Here is a 25931-nt window from a genome sequence, read left to right as displayed (position 1 = left end):
AGCTTCCTTTTTTATCATAATTGATTTTCTTGCGATACGGTAGCTAATGCTTTGCTTGTAATCTTCCAGTGAGAGGCATGCCAAACAACGTCTCCTTTTACAAAAAGGATGGCTTGAGGTGACTCATGTTTAATGTGAAAGCGGTCTGCGATATAATTTGAAAGCTCTCTTGATGTTTGAACAATTAAGTAATAGCTTTTAACACTTGAGTTACTTGTAAATTCTTCGTATTCCTCGTAAGCTGCTTGACTGATTGGACAAGTATTCGAATGCTTTAAAAGATAAAAATTCTCATTGTCAACAAGAGCATCAAATTGCTCTTTCGTTTGAATTTGTTCCATTTCTACCCCTCCTAAGGATATGTATAAGTTTATTTTACACAAATTGTAATAAAAAACGCAGTGTAGATATAATATCATTACACTGCGCTTTTGAACATTTATCTGCTTATTAATGATTTAACTGCGATTCCGTTTCATCAAAAGCTCTTTTTGTTTCCTCGAGCTTTCTTTGAAGTTCCTTATCATCACTTAACACGGGAGAAAAATCGTCTTCATACACGACGTCTGCCTCAGAATCATTAACAGGTTTGACCGACTTCACTTTACTCATAATGTCATTGGATTGCTTAGAAACAGCTTGTCCAATGGAAGAGGACTTTAGTTTAGCAACCTCGGCTAATTCAGTACTCTTTGTTTTTGCTACATCATAAAGCTGACTCGTCTTCCCTTTTAAATTTTCAGCTTGTGTGTTTATTTCCGTTCTCATTTCTTTTCCTGACTTTGGAGCGAGGAATAGTGCCGTTGCTGCTCCAACTAGCCCACCGATGATAGCACCCATTAAAAATTCCTTCGACCCTGGTGTTTCATTTACGTTTTGTCGATCTTCCTTTTCAGTTTCGTGATTCACCATATGATATTCCTCCTCTAATAATAACTTCTTTCTCTTCCCTTCTCGCTAGGACCTTTTTCAACAACTGTCTTTTCTTTTTTCCTATGAGTCCATCGATCCTTCATTTCAAGAAGGACATTGCCCCATTGGAGGACTTGACTAACCTTGTCCTTATTTTGCTCAACTGCAAGGTTCACAGAATTTGTGATCGTTTGAAGTGATGAGTTAAACTTTTGTACCGTTACTCCTACATCCTTAACGGAATCAACGACACTTCCTAAGCTTTCTGATTTCTTTTGAATATCTTCCGCTAGGGCATTCGTTTTATGCAACAAGTCTGTTGTTTCCCTTGTAACGCCGTCAAGCTGACGCTCCAATCCATTTAATGTTTTTGAAATACTATCTAAGGTTACTTGAAGAGACTGTAACGCTTTCGATAGAAAAATAACTAAAATAAGAAAAGCAATTGCCGCAATCCCTGCACTGACATAAAGTATCCACTCCAAAATATCCTGCACCTCCATTGACGCTTACATTTCATTACTTACCCTACTAAGAATTCATTAAACACCAATTGCAATAAATCAATACTAAAATTTTACCATAAATAAAACAAAATTGTTATAAATGCGCCAACTTTCGCCCTTTAGGTTACAATAATAAATGTGTTAAAAGTTTTTTAAAAGGAAGGGAAAAAAATGAAAGATTCACGCATTGAGCTTCTAGCAAAAAACCTTATTAATTACTCTGTTAAGCTACAACCTGGTGAAAAGGTGCTAATTGAAAATTTTGGTTTGCAGCGAGAGCTAGTAACAGCATTAGTAAAGGAAGCGTATGCTGCGGGAGGACATCCATTCGTACTTCTTAAAGATCAGCAAGTGGACCGAGCGTTACTTCTAGGTGCCCAAGAAGAACAATTTAACTTGATGGCAGATTTTGAAGCGAACGTTATGAGTCAAATGGATGCATACATAGGATTACGTTCCGGCGACAATATCAACGAGCATGCGGATGTTCCTGATGACAAGATGAAAATTCACGGATCAACGATCGGGAAGAAAGTACACCGTGATATCCGTGTTCCTAAAACCAAATGGGTCGTCCTGCGTTATCCAAATTCATCAATGGCGCAACTAGCAAAAATGAGCACAGAGGGCTTTGAAGATTTTTATTTTAATGTTTGTAATTTAGATTATGGGAAAATGGATCAAGCAATGGATGCCTTAGTCGAATTGATGAACAAAACCGACAAAGTAAGAATCACTGGACCAGGAACTGATTTATCCTTCTCTATCAAAGATATTCCTGCCATAAAGTGCTCGGGACAAATGAATATTCCTGATGGAGAGGTATATACCGCTCCAGTACGTGATTCAGTCAATGGAGTCATCACTTACAATACTCCTTCTCCGTATCAAGGTTTTACATTTGAAAATGTAAAACTAACCTTTAAGGATGGAAAAATTGTTGAGGCAACTGCAAATGATACAGAGCGAATTAATAAAATATTCGATACAGATGAAGGGGCACGCTTTGTTGGAGAATTTGCCATTGGTGTGAATCCTTATATCTTACATCCGATGCAAGATATATTATTTGATGAAAAGATTGATGGAAGCTTCCATTTTACTCCTGGTCAATGTTATGATGACGCCTTTAATGGAAATCATTCGAACATTCACTGGGATATGATCAATATTCAACGCAGCGACTACGGTGGCGGAGAAATGTACTTTGACGATGTGCTAGTTAGAAAGGATGGCCGCTTCGTAATCAAAGAGCTCGAGGTATTAAATCCTGAGAATTTAAAATAACAAAAAGATGCAGCCACTAAAGCTGCATCTTTTTTATAATTGGCGTTCGTAAGCTTCTTGGAATTTTTGAATATCTCCTGCTCCCATGAACAGGATGACGCTGTTTTCGTGTTTCTTTAGAGTTTCTGTATTTTCTTCGTTGATCATTTCAGCCGATTCGATTTTATTGCGTAAGTCCTCGATTGATAACTTACCATGGTTCTCCCTGGCCGAACCGAAAATATCACATAAATATACTTTATCTGCTAATTGAAGACTATCAGCAAATTCCTCTAAAAATGTTTGTGTTCTTGTAAATGTATGAGGCTGGAATACAGCAACAATTTCACGATCTGGATACTTTTGTCTTGCTGCATCAACCGTCGCCTTAATCTCCGTTGGATGATGTGCATAATCATCAATCAATACCTGAGAGCCGACGTGCTTTTCTGTAAATCTTCTCTTAACCCCTGTGAAGCTTAACAGCTGTTCCTTGACCTTGTCAGCTGACAGCTCCTCATAGTGACAAATGGCAATAACAGCAAGAGCATTTAATACATTGTGATCACCAAAGGTTGGTACTTGGAATGTATCATAAAAAGTGTTTCTAACAAATACATCGAAGGTCGTTCCTTCAGTAGTTTTTACAACATTTCTAGCCTGGAAGTCATTTTCTTCGCCAAAGCCATAAAAAACAACAGGTACTTTTGCTTGAATCTTTTGAAGCTGCTCATCATCGCCACAAGCGAAAATCCCTTTTTTCACCTGCCATGCCATTTCTTGGAATGCAGAAAATACATCATCAATATTAGCAAAATAGTCAGGGTGATCAAAATCAATATTCGTCATGATTGCATAATCTGGAAAATACGATAGGAAATGCCTTCTATATTCACAAGCTTCAAACACAAAATACTCGGCATTTTCTTCCCCTTTACCCGTACCATCTCCGATTAAAAACGCAGTTGGTTTTGCACCTCTCATGACATGCGAAAGGAGCCCGGTTGTAGATGTCTTCCCGTGGGCACCAGTCACAGCAATACTAGTGAAATTTTGCATAAAATCACCTAAGAAACGGTGATATCGAATGACAGGTAAACCTAGTTTCATCGCTTCTTGAATTTCTTCATGTTCATCTTTATAGGCATTTCCAGCAATAACTGTTAATCCTGGTACAATATTTTCTTTTTGGAAAGGTAGGATCTTTATTCCTAAATGTTCAAGGGCCGTCTGTGTAAAGAAACGTTTCTCAACATCTGAACCCTGAACCTCAAAATTCATATCATGAAGAATTTGTGCTAGTGCACTCATTCCAGATCCTTTTATACCCACAAAATGGTAAATTGTCATATAAAGAACCTCCAACCATCTTCTAACTGTATCACAGTATATGACATTTTCTTTTATTTGCTCATTTTTGCATTACGTCCTCTTTGTTTGCAAATAGTGAACACGATTTTATCATATTGTGACATTATATCATTTATTAATTATAAAAACTATGCAACGTTTGGCCATAATACCTTTTCTTTCTATGTCTATTTTACTCCATAGTTTATGAAAAAAAGCCTAAAATAACCATACTTACATTTCTTGTATACTTTGAAGATCATCCTGATTAATTAATACATCACGCGGTTTACTGCCACGATTTTCAGAAATATACCCGTTTTTCTCCATCATATCAATTAATCTAGCTGCTCGATTATAACCAATCTTGAATCTTCTTTGAAGGCTCGAGGTGGAAGCAGAGCCTTGATCAACGACAAATTCACAAGCTTCAAAAAATAGTTCATCTTCTTCTTCAGTAACAGCAGCCCTCTTTAATAGCTCCTCTTGATGAAACAAGTAGTTTGGACTTTGTTCTCTTCGAACATGAGCTACTACTTGGTCAATTTCTTCATCTGATACAAATGTACCTTGAAGACGAACAGGTTTTGAGGATCCATTTTCTAAAAATAGCATATCCCCACGACCTAGTAGACGTTCTGCTCCAGCGATATCAATAATCGTACGAGAATCGATTTGACTTGATACAGAGAAGGCGATTCTTGTAGGAACATTTGCTTTAATTAATCCCGTAATAACATCAACAGACGGTCGTTGTGTTGCAATAATTAAGTGAATCCCACATGCTCTAGCCTTTTGAGCGATACGACATATCGCTTCCTCGACATCTGCAGGGGCCATCATCATCAAGTCCGCTAATTCATCTATAATAATGACAATGAACGGTAGCTTATCAGCATGTTGATTATGCTGTTCACATTGTTCATTAAAACGATTGATCTCACGTACTCCCGTATGTGCAAATAATTCGTATCGTCTTTCCATTTCCTCAACAGCCCACTTAAGGGCAGCTGTTGCTGCTTTTACATCGGTAATCACAGGGCTTACAAGATGCGGTATTTGATTATAAGGTGCTAGCTCAACCATCTTCGGATCAATTAATAGAAGCTTTAATTCATCAGGCCTAGCTTTATAGAGAAGGCTGACTAAGATTGTATTTATGCACACACTTTTCCCAGACCCAGTAGCTCCTGCAATTAAGCCATGCGGCATTTTACGCAAATCAGTTACAATTGGCTTCCCGGATATATCTAGTCCGAGTACAGCTGTTAAAGGTGACTTCGATTGTAGAAATTCTGTGCTGTTAATAATTTCCGAGAGTAAAACCGGTCTACTTACTTCATTCGGGACCTCAATCCCGATCGTGTGTTTCCCTGGAATCGGTGCTTCAATCCGAATATCTTTTGCGGCAAGACTTAATTTAATATCATCTGCTAGATTAGTAATTTTGTTTACTTTTACACCCGGCTCCGGTTGCACCTCAAACCTTGTAACCGATGGACCTTGTGTAACATTTACCACACTTGCTCGAACATTAAAACTTTCTAACGTGTCGTTTAAAAGTCTTTCCCGCTCCTCAAGCCATTCTCCACTTGTATCATAAATAACGGGAGGTGACAGGAGATCGAGCTCAGGGAATACGTAGTACGGATTTTCCTCATCGATCACTTCAGCTATCTCAATGACGCTAGCAGGCTGCTTATTGTCTTCGGCTTCCTTTTCAGGTATCAATGGTTTCGGTGGTTCAATAGTGGCTTCACTCTTTATTTGATTTCTTTTTTCCTCTAATCTACGACGATCTTCTTTCAACATTAATACATTAAAAGGCAATTGCTTGCGTTTAGGCGCAGGTTCGACAGGAGGTTCTTCATGACCATCTAATTCCTCCTGTTCGGTATTCTGTTGCATGCTTTCTTCGATTTTTTGCACCTCTACCTGTTCAAGTTCCTCTTCAGCTACGTTCAGTTCTTCTATCTGAACACTCTGTTCAACTACGTTTAATTCTTCTATTTGTACACTTTGTTCAACTTCTAGTTTTTCCTCTTCCTGGGCGGGACTCTCTGCTGTTACGGCAACCTCCAATTCCCCGGTAGACTCCAATGGGACAATGTGCTCTATATCATCCTCTATATCTTCCTCTTCAACTGGTTCTATTTGTTCTTCATGAGCATAATCCGGTTCTGCTCCTGTTTCTGCCGGAAGCGATTCCTCTGTAACATCCATGCTAATCAATTCAATGGGATCCGTATTTATAACCGTTTCTTCTACTTGAACAACTTCTTCAATGGCCTGTTTCTCTATTCTATCTACCTGAACAGATGCTTCAGAATAACGCTCTATGTACTCTTTCTTCAAAAAGGAGTTTAACTCGTATTCTACCGGCTTCTCCTCCTGCGGTCTTACCCTTTTCTCAAAACCATAGACTGGAGAAGGAATTTCTGTTGGTCGAAACGGTCTTCTTGATACATCTCTATTTTTTGTTTCACTTTTAGTAGGTGGACTTTCTTTGCTTTTTGTAAGAGAGCCGACTCTAGGTTTCGAACGAACCGTTTCACTTTTCATTACTGGTTCTGGTTCTGTTCGCTGACGGGAAGAAGTCCTTTCTTCTCTACTTTTTCTAGAAGCTTTCTGCATTTCTCGTTCATCAGGTATTAACGGAAACTTAAATTTACCTTTCGGATACTGGTAGACAATTCGAGCATCCATATCCTTTTGTTCTTTTCTTGTTCCTTTAAATGGTTCTACTTTTTGTTCATATATTTCTTCCACTTCATCGTCACTTATTTTACTAAACAATTTCTTAAACCAATTCAAACCTTATCACTCTTTCTTCTTTCTCATCATGTCTTCTTATTTTATCATTGAATACAATAATATCGACAAGAAATAAAAGATTGCTAGTAATAATATAATTTTGAATCTTTTGACCTAACTAAATTTTAGCTTGTTGGTTTTCGCTCCAGAGACAACATAAAAAGGAAAAAAGGACCATCATTGGCCCTTTAGTTTGGTTTTTTACTTCTGTTTTTTCCTAAAATAAAGATCGGTTCTAATTCTCCATTTTCATATAAAAAGGATAATGCCGTTATTGGCACTCGACCGCTGGCAAAGAAGCTCATGGTCATTTGTGCGAGAATATCATATCCTGTCTCATTTTGAATATCTGCCAGAATTAATACATCCTGATGTGGAACCGCTACCGCCATATCTCCACTAATTTTCGAACTCATTTCCTTTAAAAACGCATCGTTTAGGACACGGCTTGCATCATATCCGTCGTTTGTATTGAGAAAATAAAAGATATTTCCTGCCACTTCATCACGTTTCATAGTTGTTTTTAGGCTTCTTACATTGAAAAGAGCTACTTCACGGATATAATCTCTCGTCCAATTCTCCTTTGCCATTAATGCTTCATCAATAATTCGGTACGCATTTCCTAAATCTAGCGCATAATAAACCCTGGTTTCAGCCGTATGATCATCATATACTAAAGGAATTTCTTCACGCGATACAACAGGAGTAGACGTAGAGCGTATGACAGGGAAAATCCGAGTCTTTTCACCTTCTTGAGTCGTTTTCTCATCCATTGCCTTAAGGCCTTCCTCAACATAGTATACGACTTCATCGATGGCCTTTTCTTTGTCTACTTCCCATTTTGCTATAATTCTAGGCAACTCAACGGAAATTCCTCTTCCACTTTCATTGCTCTCTATACGTAATTGATCATTTTTTCGATCATAAGTTATCGTACGGCTATCACTTTGAAGGCGTTTTTCAAGCTCTGTCTTCATTTTTTTACTATCCATTTTCATAAATACTTGCCTCCTTATTGGAGAATTTCTCTTTTATCTACATGAAATAGCCCCAATCTCGGGAAGATTGGGAGCTATTCCATTATTATAGACCTTCGATAAATTGCTCAATTTCTTCTTGTGTTTTCCGGTCTTTGCTGACAAAACGGCCTAGCTCGTTTCCATCTGCAAACGCGATAAAGCTAGGGATTCCAAACACATCTAAGCTTATACACAAGTCAATAAATTGATCACGATCTACATGAACAAAATTGTATTCACTATATTTCTCTTCTATTTCTGGCAAGACCGGCTCAATCACTCGGCAGTCTGGACACCAATTTGCTGAAAACATAAATATATGTTTTCCATTGTTTTTCATCGTTTCAAACTGTTCTACACTCTCAAGCATTTTCATATGATTACCTCCCATAACAGTTTATACATTACGTAAATAGTTATTCAGACTACCATATTCTAAAACATTGTAGCCCCTCTGAAAAGAAATTAGACTTACAAGAAAAGCGCAAGCGCCTTGGTAAGCTCCGACAGGCATAAGACGGAGACCGAAAGAGGTCCTGACCTCTGTAGGACTTTGGCTTATGACCCCGAGGAGCTAGGCGCTGGAGCTAGACACTGCTCAAAGTTCTAAAACAATACATTATTTTCTAACAAAAAACGAAGGAATTCATCCTTCGTTTTCTTTTAACTCTATGGAGTTAACGATATCAATCATCATATCTGCTTCGCTGCTAAGGGACCTTGTTTTTGTTTCTGTGGTAATCTTCATACCACCGACCCCTATAGTTAGCTCATTCAGGTTATCTTCGAGCTTTTTTACTAATAGAAAGCCATATTTCCCATCCGTTTTGATCACTTTATCGGTATCGAATTTGTCTTGATCGACTGTTGCTTGGTAAACGACTTCACTATCTTGACCTTCTATTGGATTGTAAAACAATATATATGTTTTTGAACCATTCTTTAAAATAATATTATTGGGAGATTCTTCTTCCACTTCAAAACCAAAAGGTAAATAATATTCAATTTCCTCAGTTTTATTATTTGGTTCTTTAGCCTCTTCCTTAAATGCGTTCTCCACAACATCAACTGTTTCTGTTTCCTCTTCGTCAAAGGATGCAGAACATCCACTAAGGTAAAATAGAGCAGCTATACAGAGGAGAGATGCCTGTATATACTTTCTCATACTTTCTTCCTCCCTACATAGGAACTATTGTCTTCCTTTCTATCATACCCGTCTCCCTATCCAATGACAAGCCTTCCAATTGTTACAATTGTGTTTCTAAACCGTTTATGTGCCTGTATTCATATTGACCGACGAGTAAAGTACTAACGTGAAGAAACATTTCCTGCCTCGGGATGAGTCCATTCGTAAAGATTCCTATTGCCCCTTCTTTGCTTCGAATATTTGTTTTATTCATGAAGTCATCCATAATCGGACCCAATTCTCCCCCTACTAATAGCCTATGTTCAATTTCTTTTGGTAATAAGATTCTAGCTCCGCCGCTGATAATGGGGGTTTTTCCATGTTGAACTAATGCACCCCAATTACATAACATCATACCAAATTTCGTTTGATGTACTCCACCTTCAAGACCTATCCCTATTTCTGCATCACTGATTTCAAGGGCTGCTTGCGCTCGATTGATGGCTCCTTGAATCGTCTCTTCATCTGAAAAGGGTTGTTCACTTACTCCAGATGGGACTTCCATTCCCTTAACCGTTGCATTATAGCTCTTAAAAGCCTCTTCAACAGCTTTTACTTTCGTTTGGTTTTTTGAACCTACTGCCACATGCATATAACTACACCTCAACTTCAATATAAAAGGAGGTTCCCAATGGTTACCTCCCTACCGTTTTTAACTATTTTGTCTAATTGTATCTACTGTAGTCTGGTCACAAGCCTTTACAAGTCTTATTAAAAGCTCTTTTGCAGCAGCATAATCGTCAACATGAACAATCGAAGCAGCAGTATGGATGTATCGAGAGCAAATACCAACAACAGCACTTGGAACTCCTTCATTTGAAATATGCACTCGTCCAGCATCAGTACCACCAGGGGAGACAAAGTATTGATATGATATATTATGCGTTTCTGCTGTATCTAGAACAAACTCTCTCATCCCTCGATGGGTCACCATTGATCGATCTAGAATTCTTAGCAGCGCTCCTTTTCCTAGTTGACCAAACTCATTTTTATCACCTGCAGCATCATTTGCAGGACTTGCATCAAGGGCAAAGAAGATATCTGGCTTAATTAAAGCGGCTGCTGTTTGTGCACCTCTTAATCCAACTTCTTCCTGAACGGTTGCACCAGAATATAAAGTGTTTGGTAAACTCTCTCCTTGTACTTCTTCTAATAATTCAATAGCTAGACCACAACCGTACCGGTTATCCCAAGCCTTAGCCATTATTTTCTTTTCATTTGCCATTGGGGTAAACGGACAGATCGGAACAATTTGCTGTCCTGGTTTAATTCCTAGTTCCTTCGCATGTTCCCTGCTATCAGCCCCAATATCAATTAACATATTACTAATTTCCATCGGCTTACTTCTCTTACTTTCATCCAAAAGATGAGGAGGAATGGAAGCAATCACCCCAATAACAGGACCTTCATTTGTCATGACCTGTACACGCTGTGCTAGTAGAACTTGGCTCCACCAACCGCCTAATGGCTGAAAACGAATCATCCCATTATCTGTAATCGCCGTTACCATAAATCCAACCTCGTCCATATGTCCCGCAACCATGACACGAGGGCCATTGGCATTTCCGTGCTTCACTCCAAAAATACTTCCTAAATTATCTTGAATGATTTCATCAGAATACTGAGTTAATTGTTCACGCATAAACTTTCTAACTAAATGCTCATTTCCAGATGCACCCTGAAGTTCCGTTAGCGTTTTGAAAAGCTGTAATGTCTTCGAATTCATGTATTATGGCCTCCTAATATTCACATGACTCTTTATGTACAATCTTTATTTTACTTAACTTTCCGACATGTTACCACTTTATTGGTTGCTACTCTTAATTATGTACGCAAAATTTGATATGATGGAAGGAGAATTTATTTGTATGAAAAAGGAGGGGCTTTATGAACTGGAAATCATTTTTAACTGGTGTTTCTGTTGGAATCATTTCAGGCTTTATAGCTAGCGAATGGGTCTCCCAAAAGGGCAAAGTGTCCCCAGAAAAAGCCCTTACACACGCAAAGACAAAATTTAAAGAAAGAGGTCCGATTAGCGGCTCTTGGATTCAAATGAAAACTGAACCGTTTGAAAAAAACAACATCACCTATGATGTGTATAAAGGTGGAGTATCACGAACGGTAGGTGACACTTTAGAGCAATACGAATTTATTTCAGATGCAAAAACCGGATCTATTCTAGAAGTATATCCACTTTAAGAAAAGCTGCCGAATAAGGCAGCTTTTCTTATATAACTCTCTTCACTGACTCAACAATTTCATAGTGATCATTCCACTTTATTGCCCGATAGAAAGCATCATGATAAAAGGTAAACCAAGCATGATTCTCCATCCCAAATTGGAGCCACTTTTGTTTTGCATCTATCGAATTCATTGGATAATCATCATATGCCATAACCCAAAGTGGATTTTGGTGGGCATGTGTTGGCATGATATCTGCCATATGAATAATCACTTCATTGTCATCCTCAACTATAAGAATGGAATGTCCATCACTATGTCCACCAGTATGAACCATTTTTATTTTCCCATTGACCCACTCTTGCTCAAAAGGAACAACCTGTGACTCTATGCTTTGCCAATTTTCTTTCCAGTATGTATTTTGAGATCGAATATTTGGTTTTCTCATTTCATTCCACTCGACTGTGGAAACGATAATTTCTGCGTTAGGAAATGTGGATATATACTCGTTATTCACTATTTCTGTTAACCCACAAGCATGATCAAAGTGCATATGTGTCATTAAAACATAATCAATATCTTCTTTTGTTAACCCTAGTACTTCTAAGGATTGTAGCAGTTCTGATTCCTCTGTTACACCGAAATTCTTTTTCTGTTTGTCAGACAGCTTTCCTTTCCCAATTCCAGTCTCAACTAAAAAGTTTTTCCCTTCTTGTTGGATTAAAATAGGATCCGTTCTAAGCTCAATTTGATTTTTATCGTTATGAGGATATTTCTTTGACCAAAGTGCTTTCGGAACGACACCAAACATGGCACCACCATCTAAGTGAGTAACTCCGCCTTTCAACCAAGTAAGCTTTACATGTTTTAACTGTAACGTTTCCATCTCATCCCCCCTAGGTCTTATACCTGTATTGTACCACTCCTTCCTTTTTTAGGAATATAAAAAAGAGTCTATCACGACAATAGACTGAAAGAAAATTGAGTTTACATACGGTCCTTATCTTTGACAATATCAATCTAGATAAAAACAGCTTAGTTAGATTTCCGCTGCGGGTGGGCGCTTTCCGCGGGCGGGGCCGAGCCGCTCCCCTCGCTTCGCTCAGTCCAGGGTCTCGACTGTCCCGTTTTTCCCGCAGGAGTCGCCACCCTCCGCTCCAATCAATATTTAATTCATCTAAAAGATATTACATTCCGAGGTGATTTCTATAAGAGGAAGGGTTACCAAAGACCATTAGTACGTAAGCATGAGTCAATCATTGATATTTCGTTCATCTTATCAATCAAGCGTGTGGCTTTTCTAATACGAAGGAAAAGCGTGGTATGCAATGCTCATCCTCTCAAGTCCTAACAATTGTCCATGAATTGATGCTTACGTTTACTGTTTGAATGTAAAAAAAGAAACTGGAACTTAACAAGTTACTTGGCAATAACTTAGGAAAGAAAGTTTCCCTAGTTAATATTTATAGTCGAAACCGCTGATTGGATCGGAAGGTGCTTGACTCCTGGGGGATCAGCGGGACAAGTGAGACCCCACAGGCGAATGCCGAGGAGGCTCACCGCCCGCCCCCCGGAAAGCAAGCACCTGGAGAGGAAATCAGCCTTTTCTCTACCATTCCAAATTACTGTAAAAAATTCTTCCCATAAAAAATTTCATCCATTTCAGTTGTTAAGCTTTCTGTAATTTCTTCTTGCTCATATATGTTTAATGAATCCTTTGTGTATCCAAATAAATAATTATTTAAATCAAAATTTTTCAGTTTGCACTTCGTATGAAAGATATTTTCTTGATACACGTTTACATCAATCATATCATATTGATTCTTGATCTCGTCTGGAATAAAGTTTTGTATCGATGTGATATCATGATCGATAAACAATTTGTGGCCATGTTTATCCCTCGTAAACCCGCGTACCCGGTAATCAATGGTCATAATATCTGTATCAAATGAATGGATTAAGTAATGTAACGCTTTTAAAGGAGAAATTTCCCCACAGGTGGAGACATCGATGTCAGCACGGAAGGTACTTATTCCTTCGTATGGGTGGAACTCCGGGTACGTATGAACTGTAATATGACTTTTATCCAATTGCATAACCACTGAATCCGGAAGTGGCCCTGGAGATTCGTCATATGTAGATTCAGTCGGCACCTCAACAACAGGTCCTTCAGAAACGAGAATGGTCACGCTTGCTCCCTGTGGTACATAATCCTGCTGAGCGATATTTAAAACATGTGCACCAATAATATCGGATACATTTTTTAAAATTTTTGTTAACCGATCTGCATTATATTGTTCATCAATATATTCTAAGTAAGCTTCCCGCTCTTGCCTGGTTTTTGTGTAACAAATATCATACATATTAAAGCTAAGTGACTTTGTTAAGTTATTAAATCCATGCAACTCAATTCGCTGTTCTGGAGTGAGCATTCATTCTTCCCCCTTCACATAATCTCCGTAAATATTATTAACTTACCCAACTCCTTACGAAAAAAACAGTCCTACAATAGTAGGACTGCTTATTTTTTCTGAAATTGAACTTCGCAACGATAGATACGAGAGCCTTTGGAGGAGAACTTCTCTTCGTATTCTGTCATAATATTTCCTTCATAAGGACTATTATGAAGATCTAAGCTTACATACTTTAAAAGCATTCCGTACTCCGAAAAGCTTCTAAGAGAGAACTCAAATAAACCTTGATTATCTGTTTTAAAGTGAATCTCACCGTTATCTACCAGAATATTTTCATAAATGGAAAGGAAAGTTTTGTATGTTAACCGTCTCTTCTCATGGCGTGTTTTCGGCCAAGGATCAGAGAAATTTAAATAAACTTGATCAACATCACCCTTAGCAAAATAGTTCTGAAGTTCGACAGCATTTACGTTCATCAGACGGAGATTAGGAAGGTCTTCTTCAATTAGGCGGTCGAGAGCAATAACAATAACACTTTTATATACCTCAATACCAATATAATTAATATGTGGATTTGCTTTAGCCATTTCAGTAATGAAACGACCTTTACCCGTTCCAATTTCGATATGAATAGGCTGGTCATTCCCGAATACTTCGTTCCAATTTCCTTTGTAGCTTTCTGGATTTGCTACAACATATTGCGGATAGGATTCGAGCCTATCCTTTGCCCAAGGCTTATTTCTTAAACGCATGTTGACACCCCTAAAATAATCTATCGTTCAAACCATATCATGTGAGCAATTTTGTTGCAACCAAAACTAATACCTAATCCATATAATTAATTTACGTATAAATAAAAAAAGGAATTCACAACATAAATGTGAAGTTCCTTTTTGCGTATTTTCAAGCAACCTTGAAAGGGTGTATCGGATGCCTTTAGAACAGAAAGATCAAATGAATTTATTAAAAGATATATTAACGAATCATAGTACCGATTGTTGCGGGTCCGTATCTGAATGTGAACAATTAGAACGTTTGGTAAAATCACTGATGGTTAACACTGAACTCGATCATAATGTAAAAAATGTACTGGAACAAATTTATAGCTATTCTCAGCACGGTGCAAATACGAATGAGCTAGATCAACATATTGAGTCGCACCAAGAACAACTTGGACAGTGGGTATCAGAAATTGATCAATTTTCTTGACCAACCAGAGTAGACAAATAATTCACCCAGTAATTCATCTCTTCGTACCTATCCTTATTTTTATGCCATTGAATAGATGAGATGGTCTGTGCAATCGTATACCATTTCATTCGCAGCATCAGTTCGTCCGTAAGCTCTATTTCATACATGTCTAACCATTCGCTCCATTTGTCTTGCGGGAGATACCAATACAGCATCATTCCTAAGTCTATGGCAGGGTCGGCAATCATCGCACCATCCCAATCAATGAGGTACAACTGGTTGCTTTCTGTGAGCAACCAGTTATTGTGATTAACATCGCAATGACAAACAACTTTTTCCTCATAATGTATACTATCAAGCTCCTGATGCAAGAATAATAGAGCCTCTTGAATGGCCGCCTGAGATTTCACATCTTCATCTATCTCCTGCACTAAAATGGACAAAAGATGAACAGGCTCTAATGGAGTTTTCCCCATCCTTTTTAGCATGCCGAGTAAGGCTTCCGACTGGTGAATCTTCTTTAGGAGCTTTGCCACTCTCTTCGTATTCATATCTTGCGGCTTTAGCTCTCTTCCCTCTAACCATTGCTGAGCGGTGATTACATCCCCATTTTCAAGCCTTTTTGTCCAAATTAGCTTTGGAACAATACCCTCTGCTGATAATACGGCAAGGAATGGAGAGGAATTTCGTTTAAGAAAGAGCCTCTGATCTTCATGCTGTGCAATAAACGCTTCTCCTGTCGCTCCTCCTGCAGGAACGATTTCCCACTCTTGTCCAAATAAGTGTTCCAAAATTGTTCACCTTCATTTTAACTGCGTCGTTAGTTTCTATAATAAGTACTTTTCTTTATTAAGTATTCACCATGGTAAAGCACAAGTCTCTTACAAGTAAAAAAGACGGCTATTGTAAAGAAATTCGACAATAGCCATCTTTATAGATTTTATCTCCTAGTGTTTCCTTCGTCAAGTAGAGACATCATACTTTCTTACTTGACTAGTACATAAACACTAAGTGGAGGTAGACTAAATTCTTTTTCATGTATATGATAAATCCCATTCATTTCTACGATGTCTTGGTCTGCAATGACCTGCCAATCAACGGTAGGTAACGAAACATGACGTTCAGTTTTTAGAGGATTGAATAGAACGACGATTTCACTCCATATTCCAAATTTCCTAACATCACGAAGTGTGTATCCAATAACAGGCTTTTCCACTGGTAAGAAAGACATATGCTTATTAATCAGTTCGGTTGAATGAAAACGAAAGGCTTGATGTGACTTTCTTAATTTGATTAAACCCTTGATATAGTCTACATGATCTTTGTTTTCAAATACTCGGTCCCAATCCACTTGATTAATGTCATTAGGGGATCGATAACTATTTCCATTTCCTTTTTTTGTCCGAAAAAATTCTTGGCCACAATGTAAAAAGGGAACTCCTTGAGACAAGAGAACAAATGCAGTTGCTAATCTCTGCTGCTTTTTTCTAATCTCTTCAGGCTCCTCTTTTTCACATAAAAGGAGTTTATCCCAAAAGGTATGGTTGTCATGAGATTCGATGTAGTTTACCGATTGAATTGGTTCTTGAAATAATCCCTTTTCCTTCAAACCTACACTACCTGCTAAAATTTTCTTTGCAGCCTCGAAGTATCTTTCATTTCCTAATGCGTAGCCTTTATCATGGAGATTGAATGTATTTCCCTTTACCGTATCCCTAAAGAAGTCATTGAATTGACCAACTCTTGGAAGTTTCTTCTGATTACGAATACTCGCCTTTGTGTCAATGGCGATTGGAGTATTTAAATCCCATCCTTCCCCAATCATAATGGTCGAAGGATCCAATAAATCAAGCGCTTTTCTTATTTCATTCATGGTTTCTATATCTAAGATCCCCATCAAATCAAAGCGAAACCCATCTATACCGTATTCTTTTTTCCAAAAGAGGACCGATTCGACGATAAATTTCCTCACCATTTTTCGTTCAGAAGCAATATCATTTCCTACTCCTGTTCCATTAGAGGGCATTCCATTTTGATCATGTCGAAAAAAATAGCCTGGTACAATTTTTTCAAAAGAAGATTCTTCTCTAATGTATACATGGTTGTATACAACATCCAATATGACTCGAAGTCCTTCATCGTGAACAGCGCCAACTAACTTCTTTAATTCATTGATTCTGGCATACGGATCATGACAATTTGATGAATAACTTCCTTCAGGGGCATTGAAGTGTATTGGGTTATATCCCCAGTTATAATCTTCCTTATCCCCTAGCTCATCAACACCAGCAAAATCATGTAACGGGAGCAGCTCGATGTGTGTTACTCCTAAATCCTTTATATAGCTAAGTCCAGTAACCTGACCCTGGCTAGTAAACGTATCTCGTTCACTCGCACCTAAATATAAACCTTTATCTGTAACTCCACTATTTGGGTGGATGGTTAAGTCTCTAATATGTGCTTCATAAATAATAGCGTCAGTAGGGGAATTAAATCCTGTTAGCGGTTTACTTACCACAGGTGTTCGATTTAGATCGATTATCACTCCTTTTTCCCCATTTGCTGTAACAGCAACAACATAAGGATCTACCGCTTCTCTCCATTGAAGATTCACACAAACGAGATAAGTATAGTGATATCCTTCCAGATCTCCTTCTACCGTAGTGACCCATATCCCTTTTTCCATACGAGTCATTTCGTATTGACATGTTTTATCGTCAGCTGTCCGAGCAAGTTTTACCTGACATTGTGTTGCGGTAGGCGCCCAAAGTGTAAAGATGGTCCTTTCTGGTGAATATTGGATTCCCATAGGCCCGTCATAGTAAAATTTTTCATCAAACTGAGGAGTTCGGATAACGGCTCCTATCTGTAGATCCGTCTCCCCTCCATATTCATCCATCACACAATAAGTCAATCCGATTTCCGGTTCCTTGTCGGTATGGCAAATATATTTAACGGAATCATGTAATCGTATTTTCTCAATAATAGCTAACTTCTCAGTTTTATCACCAGCTCTGAGTGAAAACTCCTTTGACTCGCCATTATGATAACTCATAGGTAACAAGATCGTAATTATGTTCACATCATCTAAATAGGCATAAAAAAGTCTTTCAATAATAATCATGCATTTTTCAGCTCCTTCTGCCCCCTATCCTTCTTTATTCCCCTTGTGATAATTGGCAACACCTGCTGACAAGCCTGAATTTGTAAAGGCGTTTCAGCAAAATAATCACCGTCAGCATGCGCCATCATTGGGGTAGAAGAATATATTTGAATTTCTCGTCCAGTTAACATCTTCACTTCTTTGAAGGCGACATGACCACCCCAAAAAACGCTTACAAACACAGAAAGCATTTTTAGCCTTGATAAACGATGCACGATAACAATATTTAACAAGCCATCATCGGTTTTTGCATTCGGAGCAATTTGCATTCCTCCACCATAAAACGGCTGGTTGGCCACAGTCACAAACCAGGTAGCAGGAAAATCATGAGTGATACCATCCACAGTAAGTTGAACATCTGTCGGTTGATAAAATAGAATTTCCTTAATAAGTAAGTACACGTATACTAGGCCACCCAAGGATAATTTATTTAGCCACTTTTTCATCTTTGATTGATTGGCGAGTTTAGAAATTAAGCCGTCGAGACCTGCTCCCATGTTATTTATGAAGTACAGGTCCTCCGTACTGGACCTTATTATTCTACCAACGTCAGTTAACCTCGGTTCTTGCTTTCTTTCTCTTAACAATACGGATAATGCATGAAGAGGATTTCTTGGTATTTGAAATCCTCTTGCAAAATCATTTCCAGAACCAGCAGGAATAAATCCAACCTTAACATGTGGAATAGAGATGACCCCATTAACTACCTCATTTAATGTTCCATCTCCTCCAACAACAGTGATTGATACCTCTCCTTCTTGCCTAGCAAGAAGCATCGCTATTTCAGCACCATTCCCTTTATAAGCTGTCAGAAACGCTTCGTAGGGAATTTGTTGTCTTTGTAATTCTTTTTCTACTTTAGCCCACACTTTTAAACTATAGCCATTCTTGGCGTTTGGATTAATAATAAAGTATAATTTCCCCATTTTTCTCATCCCATACGTGTCTAGAATTCTTTTTCTTCTTGTTCCCCTTTATTTAAAACATCCCATTCTAGTCGGCGCATACTCGTTGTTTGACTAAACTGAAGAAGCATTTGTGCTGCTTTAAGCTGAGCATGCTTCAGTGGAGTTTTATTGCTTCTCATCGTTTGAAACCATTCTTCGTAATTTCTTTTTTCAATGAGCTGTAAACCATAGGGTGGAAAGGGATAATCAATATAGCCATTTCTACTTAATACTACTTTATGAATCGGCAACTCTATTTCATACAACTCAAATATTTTCTTTACAATTTTTTCTGTACGATTAAGCCCAATAAGTGGATTTAACACCTTTTGTTCCTGATCTTGATGACGCTTTACCCAAAACCTTTCTTTCGTTCCTTGAAATACGGCATGGTCCTCTTCCTCTAAGAAGCTGATACACCACACCTCTGTTGGAGTGATCAAAATCGTCTCTACTTCTACCGGAGCTTTTTTCAATAGAAAGATTGGCTCATACATCACGAGGGTTGTATCGGGAAAGCGTTGCAAAAAGTACTTAAGTCTGTGATCATACAAATACTTCTTACTGATATTTGATTGCTCTAACAAGGTTGTGCTCGCCCATTTCATTTGAAAACGAAATAATTGGTCGAGAAATTGATGCTTGAGCTCAACTTCAGTAGCTGGTTTAAAGGTAAAAGAAGGGGAAAATGAAAGACCTGAAGACTCTTGTACCTCCGATTGTATCTCCTTCTCCACCACTTCTTCGTCTTTTCTTTCTCTTTTAAAAAATCCCTTCATACGATCAACTAAGGGCTGTTTATCTTCTTCTAACCAATTCGTTGAGACCGGTTGAATGCTTTCAATGATAGAATCTGACTCCCAGAGAGAGTAGATTTTTTCCCATTGCTGCTTTTTCAACCTCACATATCTAGTTGGATATTCGTAAATATTTTGTTCGTAACGTGAAACATAATCTTGCAGTTTAATTAATTGTCCCATACGGGTTTTCCTTTCTATAAACAGATGATCTATAACTTAAAAGTTTGAACAACCTCGTATTTTGGTTCTCTTTCCAAATGTGTCTGGTACAACACAATTTCATTAGCAACAAACGAGATTGCGTCACGAACAAAAGGGTTCTTTTGTTGTAGTGATTCAGGCGCAAATAGCGTATCTCCCTTCCACTTTCTTGCTACTGTTATATGTGGATGAAACGGTCTTTTCTCAAGGGAAAAACCAGCTAACTCACAAGCATGAAATACCGTTTTCCTTACTTCGTATAAACAAATTTGTTCCATTAATCGCACCCAAAAGATTCTTGGAGAATCATTTCTTCCAAAAGTATCTAGGCCTTCAATATCTAGAGGAAAAGCATTTTCTTTCTTAAGTGCATCTGATACAAGTTGAATCGACTTTTCCAACATGCCTGTTTCTGCGTTTCCTAAAAAGGCTAGAGTAATATGATAATCCTCAGGATGAACCCATTTTTGAAAAGGAAAGTCCTTTTGGAGTGGGAGTAGTTTATTATATACAAGGTTTTTTGTATCACTTGGTATTTTTACTGCATAAAAAAAATGAGTTTTTTTATCCATTATAACTTTTCAAACCTTTCAAGCTTTCTTATATTTTAACAGAGATTGAAACTGAATCGAAAAAATGACGATTACACGAAGTACATATGTTTGAATACAATATACCTCTTTAGGTATAATAAAGTTATTCTCTTTTATATGTTACATTTCCCATTTTTGTAGTAAAAATTTCGAATTCCAAGGAAAATAATTGAAGTTAGGAGAACATTAGATGAAAGTTGTTCAAAATATTGCGGAACTAATTGGGGAAACCCCTTTACTTAAATTAAATCGTTTGGCACCCAAAAATGGTGCTTCCGTCTATTTAAAACTCGAATTTTTTAATCCTAGTAAAAGTGTAAAGGATCGTGCTGCATTCAACATGATTATTACAGCTGAACAGAAGGGATTATTAAAAAAAGGCGCGACTATTATTGAGCCGACAAGCGGGAACACAGGAATTGGACTAGCCATGAATGCTGCGGCCAGAGGATACCGTTCCATATTAGTCATGCCTGATACCATGACAAAGGAACGCATCAATCTATTAAAGGCATACGGTGCTGAGGTTGTTTTAACACCAGGTGATGAAAAAATGCCTGGATCGATAAAAAAGGCACAAGAGCTAGCAAAACAAATACCAAATAGTTATTTACCTATGCAATTTGAAAACGAAGCAAATCCAGATGCACACAGACACTCTACTGCTCTTGAAATTGTTGAAGCTATGAAGGAAATAGGTAAGCCACTTTCCGCATTTGTCGCCACTGCGGGAACAGGAGGCACGATAACTGGAACGGGTGAAGTGTTAAAAGAACATTATTCAAATTTGCAAGTTCATGTAGTGGAACCTGCAGGCTCACCGGTCCTTTCTGGGGGCAAGCCTGGGAAGCATAAATTAGTAGGAACGAGCCCAGGATTTATTCCTGATATACTAAACCAGGATGTATACGACCAGATTCATAAAATTACGGATGAAGATGCCTACACAATCACAAGAAGATTGGCTAGTGAAGAAGGAATATTAGTTGGGCCATCCTCTGGTGCCGCCTGCTACGCTGCCATAGAAGTTGCTAAAACTCTTGGCCCTGATGACGTTGTTGTCTGCATCGCATGTGACACCGGTGAGAGATATCTTTCAAGTGATTTATTTTCTTAAGATACTAGAGAAGGCTGCCATAGTAGGCAGCCTATTTTAGTTATTCTATGGTTCCGCATTCCTTCTCTATTTCGTCCTTTATCAACTGTTGAAGCTTTTTCGTAACTTCTCCTGGAGTTCCTCCAGAGATTTGTTGCTCCTCAACTTCTACAATTGGTGTTACCTCCACAGTTGTTCCAGATAAAAATACTTCATCCGCACGTAAAACCTCTTCAACTGTGAACTCTTTTTCTTCAAAAGGAATTTGATTTTGCTCACATATTTGCTTCACTTTTTGCCTTGTTATTCCGTTTAAAATCAAGTTGTTCGCTGGATGAGTGATGACCGATCCATTTTTCACAATGGCTACATTAGAGGAACTGCCTTCTGTTACGATATCACCTCGATGTTGTATGGCCTCAAAGCAACCAGCTTCTACTGCTTTTTGTTTGGCAAGGAGATTCCCTAGTAAATTCAGACTCTTAATATCACAGCGCAGCCAACGAATGTCATCAATAAATATAGCCTTTACACCTTCTTGCATACTGTTAACTGGACGATCAACTTTTCTCGTATATGCAACAAAAGTAGTAGCTACGTTGTGAGGGAAGGCATGATTACGCGGAGACGCCCCCCTTGTAAATTGCATATAAATAATGCCATTTGTCAGCTCATTTTTCTCAATAAGACCTTTTAACATTTCCTCTAGTTCAGACGGTTGATAAGGTATTTGAATGCTTATCTTTTCCGCACTTTCCTGCAATCGATTCAAATGCTCCTTAGCGGTAAACATTTTTCCATTATACACCCGTATCACTTCATAGACACCATCTCCAAACTGATAGCCACGGTCCTCAATATCGACAGTTGCAAGTCCACGATCTACTATTTCTCCACCAACAATAACGTATTCCATACATACACTCCCTTTGTCCTCTATTTATTTAGCTAATTCATATATGGCATGAGCATAGATTGCTGTTGCTTTTAGCAAATCCTCAACAACCATATACTCATCCTTTTGGTGAGCCACGTCCGGTCGACCTGGAAATAATGGCCCAAAGGCAACTCCTGATTGCAGCGAACGTGCATAGGTGCCCCCACCAATCGCCAGCAATTCTGCCTTCTCACCCGTTTGTTCTTCATAAACCTTTTTTAGGGTTTGAATCAGAAAATCCTTTTCATCCACATGATGGGGTTTGGAGTCTGATACATTTTGAACCTCAAAACCTTGTTCATGTAAAACAGGAGCTAACTTTTCCTGTATTTGATCAAGTTCTGCTGTGACAGGGTAACGAAGATTGATTCCTAACATCCCGCCATTTTCTTTTGTAAAGGAAAGTTTTCCAACGTTTAACGTAAGATCCCCAGAGATATCATCTGTATAAGCAATTCCCAATTGTTTTCCACGGCTATCATGATAGAAATATGTTTGAATAAAGGAGAAATACTGTTTGGCTAGACCACTTAGCTGTAATTTATTTAGGAAAACAGCTAAAAGAATCCCGGCATTTTTCCCCAGATCAGGTTCCATCCCATGCACAGATACTCCTTCTAGCTCTAAAATAAGTTCTCCATTATCAACTAGGTATTTTCCATTCAGCTGTTGCTCATCAAGGAAGCTTTGAAACTCTTGAATAATATGTGTTTCTTCTTGATTGGTATGTAAGGCCGCCTTGGCGAAATCAGGAACCATATTATAGCGTCTGCCTGCTTGAAAAGATAATACAGTAGTTCCACTGTTATCCTCAGTTTCGTATGTCCTTTGCACAATATCAAAATCTGAGATTCCTTTTTCTGCAAATATGATCGGGAAATCAGCATCTGGTGCAAATCCCATGGTTGGCATTTCTTCATGTTCAAAATAATGATCCACACAGCGCCAGTTGCTTTCTTCATCTGTTCCGATGATCATTCTCACTCTTTTCGAAAGAGGCAATTGAAGTTCTTTTACAATTTTCATTGCATAATAAGCGGCCATTGTTGGTCCCTTATCATCAATAGCCCCACGAGCATAAATGTTCCCATCACGAATTTCCGCTGCATACGGGTCACTCGACCATCCATCTCCTTCTGGGACCACATCAACGTGACAAAGAATGCCGACGCTTTCCTTTCCTTCTCCGAATTCTACATGCCCAGCAAGATTTCCTACATTCTTGATTGAAAACCCATCAGACTTCCCAAGTTCAAGCATGTGGACAAGTGCATCCTTTACCCCCTGTCCGAGCGGTGCATCATCAGTGGCATTTTCTTCATCTAGAACGCTTTTTATTTGTAAAAGCTTTTGTGTATCTTCAATTAATGCATCTTTTCTTTTTTCGACTTCTGAAAACCAATTGATGTTTGTCACGAAAATCCTCCTAAAAAATCCAATCTACTTGACTTAAATAATATATCCCCGTGCTGGAAAAGACAACCGCAATGACAATTCCAAGAAGAAACAAACTATTCACCGCTTTCCGCTTGCCTTCGTAATAACCTGGGTGATCCTTATACTTCCCGACGAGAGGATGTGAAGCGGTAATTTTCACCCAACAAGCATCAAGATACCAACGAAGGATAAAAAGAAAAGCCACAAAAAAGAGGACGACAAGCCAGATCGTTGGTGAGACAACCATCGCTGAAATGGTAACCCCAATAATCTGTAAGTACGAAAACACATACGAATAATTCCGCAGAAACACCTTCAGAAACAGTTCGATAAAGGCATGACTAGGAGTCCTCTTTTTAAATAGTCGTTTGGAATGACGAAACAATAACGGATATTTCCGAATAACAGGAGTCGTCTTTTCAACAGAATAAGAAAATTGATAAATAAGACCAACGTATTTTAGCTTTTCCTCTCTTTCGATCATAAGTTCTTCATCAAAACTACTTATTTTCAGAAGCTTTCGAGTCGATAAATACACCCCCACCATACCAGGAACCCAAGCTATACACATGAGAACAAATGGATGGTTTGCGACAGCCCAAATGACCAATTGAGTAATCCAGCTGCCGATCACAAACACAAAAAATAAGAATAGAAACCGTATGTATTTTTGCTTCATCCTACGTAACTGTAGTTTTCCATACATCAGTAAAATCTTAATGTGCAAAAGGTAGAAAAAATACACAAAGATATTCGCTAGCTTAAGTTCATAATGTACAACTACAAAAGGCAGTAACACACAGAGTAGTAGAAGCAACGAGAGTGTTTGTGTAATAACAGTTGTAAAATAGCTCCATATCTTCATTCGTAAGTATAGAGTCCTATTCTTTATTAAAAATACTTTATCTGCCTCTTCCACAAATGTACGACAATTTCCAAACCAAGTGAAAACATAACCAACCAGTAAAACAAGTTCAACCGGAATAGGTATGATCCAGGTTGGAACCTCTATCCACCAGGAACGATAAATACCAATACCAATGGCTACTGATGGGAGAATAATATAAAGGAGAATGGTCCAATCCGCTACACTTTTTATTACACCGTATTGAAACTTCCATTCTCTTATTAACCTTGTATAGAATAAAGTAAATCCATTCATTACACATGCTCCTCAGCGATGTAATGAAAGCAATCAAATAATGATCCATAAGGAAGCTTACAGATCCTCCTTATTTCCTCGAGTGTACCGTATGCAGCTAACCGTCCATTGTTTACTAATAAAAAGCGATCACATACCTTTTCTGCTGTATCAAGTACATGCGTCGACATGAGGATTCCTGCTCCCTTAGAACGTTCTTCCTCTATTGACGTGAGAAAAAGTTTCATCGCCATCGGGTCTAATCCAATAAAAGGTTCGTCTATAATATAGATTTCTGGATTAGTGATTAAAGCTAGAATTAACATCGCTTTTTGCTGCATCCCTTTTGAGTATGTTGCTGGTAATGTATGGGCAACTTCGGCTAGTTTATATTGCTCGAGCAACAGTTCTGCTTGTTGTTGATATCTTGTTTGATCAAGCCCCTCAACAGCTGCTATAAAGTCCAAATGTTCCCACAAGGTTAATTCATCATAAAAAATGGGTCTCTCAGGCAAGTAGGAATAGCTACTGTCTCGAGGAAATTCGATCGTCCCCTTCATATTTTTCATTAAACCTAAAATGGATTTAATCGTAGTGCTTTTCCCTGCTCCGTTTGGTCCAATAAGGCCAATTAATTCTCCACTACTCAAGGAAAAGTGAATATCCTCAATAATTGAAGAGCCTATTTCGTATTGTGCTTGATTTATATTTACTTTAAGTAACTCCATGATCCACCTCCTATTTAGAGTACGAATCATTGAGCGAAGAAGTTTCAAA

At 38.3% G+C, this 25931-nt stretch carries 26 protein-coding genes; 4 read left to right on the top strand and 22 right to left on the bottom strand.

Features of this window, described 5'->3' with window-relative positions; translation table 11 throughout:
• Positions 1 to 14: 14 nt before the first annotated feature.
• The 3 genes from ytxJ to ACGLXV_RS12045 form a co-directional block, all read right to left on the bottom strand.
• Positions 15 to 341 (bottom strand): bacillithiol system redox-active protein YtxJ, encoded by a 327-nt coding sequence (ytxJ, locus tag ACGLXV_RS12055; RefSeq protein ID WP_391558786.1) that lies wholly within the window; start codon positions 339 to 341, stop codon positions 15 to 17.
• Positions 342 to 450: 109 nt separating this feature from the next.
• Positions 451 to 912, bottom strand: a complete 462-nt coding sequence (locus ACGLXV_RS12050) for a YtxH domain-containing protein (RefSeq protein WP_391558785.1) — start codon at positions 910 to 912, stop codon at positions 451 to 453.
• Between the two features lie 14 nt (positions 913 to 926).
• On the bottom strand, positions 927 to 1397 hold the full coding sequence (locus tag ACGLXV_RS12045; RefSeq protein ID WP_391558784.1) for a DUF948 domain-containing protein: 471 nt from the start codon (positions 1395 to 1397) through the stop codon (positions 927 to 929).
• 192 nt (positions 1398 to 1589) lie between these two features.
• Here ACGLXV_RS12045 and ACGLXV_RS12040 point away from each other — a divergent pair, with 192 nt between their 5' ends.
• Positions 1590 to 2705, top strand: coding sequence for an aminopeptidase (locus ACGLXV_RS12040; protein WP_391558783.1), 1116 nt, complete (start codon positions 1590 to 1592; stop codon positions 2703 to 2705).
• 33 nt (positions 2706 to 2738) lie between these two features.
• Here the strand turns inward: ACGLXV_RS12040 and murC are convergent, their stop codons facing one another.
• The 7 genes from murC to ACGLXV_RS12005 all read right to left on the bottom strand — a co-directional run bounded on the left by murC (position 2739) and on the right by ACGLXV_RS12005 (position 10779).
• Positions 2739 to 4034 (bottom strand): UDP-N-acetylmuramate--L-alanine ligase, encoded by a 1296-nt coding sequence (gene murC, locus ACGLXV_RS12035; RefSeq protein ID WP_391558782.1) that lies wholly within the window; start codon positions 4032 to 4034, stop codon positions 2739 to 2741.
• A 234-nt stretch (positions 4035 to 4268) separates the two neighbouring features.
• Complete coding sequence (locus tag ACGLXV_RS12030) at positions 4269 to 6848, bottom strand: DNA translocase FtsK (RefSeq protein ID WP_391558781.1); 2580 nt, start codon at positions 6846 to 6848, stop codon at positions 4269 to 4271.
• Between the two features lie 188 nt (positions 6849 to 7036).
• Positions 7037 to 7840, bottom strand: a complete 804-nt coding sequence (locus ACGLXV_RS12025) for a DUF1444 domain-containing protein (protein WP_391558793.1) — start codon at positions 7838 to 7840, stop codon at positions 7037 to 7039.
• A 91-nt stretch (positions 7841 to 7931) separates the two neighbouring features.
• A complete protein-coding gene (locus ACGLXV_RS12020) occupies positions 7932 to 8243 on the bottom strand; it encodes a thioredoxin family protein (RefSeq protein WP_391558780.1) in 312 nt (103 codons plus the stop codon).
• 270 nt (positions 8244 to 8513) lie between these two features.
• On the bottom strand, positions 8514 to 9032 hold the full coding sequence (locus ACGLXV_RS12015) for a hypothetical protein (RefSeq protein ID WP_391558779.1): 519 nt from the start codon (positions 9030 to 9032) through the stop codon (positions 8514 to 8516).
• Between the two features lie 82 nt (positions 9033 to 9114).
• Positions 9115 to 9645: a DUF84 family protein gene (locus tag ACGLXV_RS12010; protein ID WP_391558778.1), complete on the bottom strand. Its 531-nt coding sequence runs from the start codon at positions 9643 to 9645 to the stop codon at positions 9115 to 9117.
• Between the two features lie 60 nt (positions 9646 to 9705).
• Positions 9706 to 10779, bottom strand: a complete 1074-nt coding sequence (locus ACGLXV_RS12005; RefSeq protein WP_391558777.1) for a M42 family metallopeptidase — start codon at positions 10777 to 10779, stop codon at positions 9706 to 9708.
• A gap of 161 nt (positions 10780 to 10940) precedes the next feature.
• On the opposite strand from ACGLXV_RS12005, the gene ACGLXV_RS12000 reads away from it, so the two are divergent.
• Complete coding sequence (locus ACGLXV_RS12000) at positions 10941 to 11252, top strand: PepSY domain-containing protein (RefSeq protein ID WP_391558776.1); 312 nt, start codon at positions 10941 to 10943, stop codon at positions 11250 to 11252.
• 28 nt (positions 11253 to 11280) lie between these two features.
• On the opposite strand, the gene ACGLXV_RS11995 is transcribed toward ACGLXV_RS12000, so the two are convergent.
• The 3 genes from ACGLXV_RS11995 to trmB all read right to left on the bottom strand — a co-directional run bounded on the left by ACGLXV_RS11995 (position 11281) and on the right by trmB (position 14400).
• Positions 11281 to 12120, bottom strand: a complete 840-nt coding sequence (locus ACGLXV_RS11995) for a YtnP family quorum-quenching lactonase (protein ID WP_391558775.1) — start codon at positions 12118 to 12120, stop codon at positions 11281 to 11283.
• Positions 12121 to 12856: 736 nt separating this feature from the next.
• On the bottom strand, positions 12857 to 13666 hold the full coding sequence (speD, locus tag ACGLXV_RS11990) for an adenosylmethionine decarboxylase (RefSeq protein ID WP_391558774.1): 810 nt from the start codon (positions 13664 to 13666) through the stop codon (positions 12857 to 12859).
• 89 nt (positions 13667 to 13755) lie between these two features.
• Positions 13756 to 14400 carry a tRNA (guanosine(46)-N7)-methyltransferase TrmB gene (trmB, locus tag ACGLXV_RS11985; protein WP_391558773.1) on the bottom strand — a complete coding sequence of 215 codons (645 nt, stop codon included), beginning with the start codon at positions 14398 to 14400 and terminating at the stop codon, positions 13756 to 13758.
• A 178-nt stretch (positions 14401 to 14578) separates the two neighbouring features.
• Between trmB and ACGLXV_RS11980 the strand changes: the two genes are divergently transcribed.
• Entirely contained in the window at positions 14579 to 14857 is a 279-nt protein-coding gene (locus ACGLXV_RS11980) for a YtzH-like family protein (protein ID WP_119709513.1), read from the top strand.
• On the opposite strand, the gene ACGLXV_RS11975 is transcribed toward ACGLXV_RS11980, so the two are convergent.
• The 5 genes from ACGLXV_RS11975 to thpR form a co-directional block, all read right to left on the bottom strand.
• Positions 14845 to 15630 (bottom strand): phosphotransferase, encoded by a 786-nt coding sequence (locus ACGLXV_RS11975; RefSeq protein WP_391558772.1) that lies wholly within the window; start codon positions 15628 to 15630, stop codon positions 14845 to 14847. The two genes, ACGLXV_RS11980 and ACGLXV_RS11975, sit on opposite strands and share 13 nt — an antisense overlap.
• A gap of 194 nt (positions 15631 to 15824) precedes the next feature.
• Positions 15825 to 17963, bottom strand: a complete 2139-nt coding sequence (gene pulA / locus ACGLXV_RS11970) for a type I pullulanase (RefSeq protein WP_391558771.1) — start codon at positions 17961 to 17963, stop codon at positions 15825 to 15827.
• Entirely contained in the window at positions 17960 to 18928 is a 969-nt protein-coding gene (locus ACGLXV_RS11965) for a diacylglycerol/lipid kinase family protein (protein WP_391558770.1), read from the bottom strand. The genes pulA and ACGLXV_RS11965 overlap by 4 nt, the downstream gene beginning before the upstream one ends.
• Positions 18929 to 18948: 20 nt before the next feature.
• Entirely contained in the window at positions 18949 to 19929 is a 981-nt protein-coding gene (locus ACGLXV_RS11960; RefSeq protein WP_391558769.1) for an NERD domain-containing protein, read from the bottom strand.
• A 29-nt stretch (positions 19930 to 19958) separates the two neighbouring features.
• The gene (gene thpR, locus ACGLXV_RS11955; RefSeq protein ID WP_391558768.1) at positions 19959 to 20522 is read right to left on the bottom strand and encodes an RNA 2',3'-cyclic phosphodiesterase; all 564 of its coding nucleotides are present in this window, start codon (positions 20520 to 20522) and stop codon (positions 19959 to 19961) included.
• A 211-nt stretch (positions 20523 to 20733) separates the two neighbouring features.
• On the opposite strand from thpR, the gene cysK reads away from it, so the two are divergent.
• Entirely contained in the window at positions 20734 to 21660 is a 927-nt protein-coding gene (cysK, locus tag ACGLXV_RS11950) for a cysteine synthase A (protein WP_119709519.1), read from the top strand.
• Positions 21661 to 21700: 40 nt separating this feature from the next.
• Here cysK and dat read toward each other — a convergent pair whose 3' ends face one another.
• Genes dat through ACGLXV_RS11930 form a run of 4 tightly spaced genes read right to left on the bottom strand, consistent with a single transcriptional unit; the run spans position 21701 to position 25882 of the window.
• A complete protein-coding gene (gene dat / locus ACGLXV_RS11945) occupies positions 21701 to 22555 on the bottom strand; it encodes a D-amino-acid transaminase (RefSeq protein ID WP_391558767.1) in 855 nt (284 codons plus the stop codon).
• A gap of 24 nt (positions 22556 to 22579) precedes the next feature.
• Positions 22580 to 23992 carry a dipeptidase PepV gene (pepV, locus tag ACGLXV_RS11940; RefSeq protein ID WP_391558766.1) on the bottom strand — a complete coding sequence of 471 codons (1413 nt, stop codon included), beginning with the start codon at positions 23990 to 23992 and terminating at the stop codon, positions 22580 to 22582.
• Positions 23993 to 24002: 10 nt separating this feature from the next.
• Complete coding sequence (locus ACGLXV_RS11935) at positions 24003 to 25175, bottom strand: ABC transporter permease (protein WP_391558765.1); 1173 nt, start codon at positions 25173 to 25175, stop codon at positions 24003 to 24005.
• Positions 25175 to 25882 carry an ABC transporter ATP-binding protein gene (locus tag ACGLXV_RS11930; protein ID WP_391558764.1) on the bottom strand — a complete coding sequence of 236 codons (708 nt, stop codon included), beginning with the start codon at positions 25880 to 25882 and terminating at the stop codon, positions 25175 to 25177. Before ACGLXV_RS11930 ends, ACGLXV_RS11935 begins: the two co-directional genes overlap by 1 nt.
• Positions 25883 to 25931: the final 49 nt, after the last annotated feature.

The organism is Robertmurraya sp., from assembly GCF_036676585.1.
GTDB lineage: Bacteria > Bacillota > Bacilli > Bacillales > Cytobacillaceae > Robertmurraya_A.
Note: the sequence above shows the minus strand (reverse complement) of the source record. Positions and strands in the feature narration are given on the sequence as shown.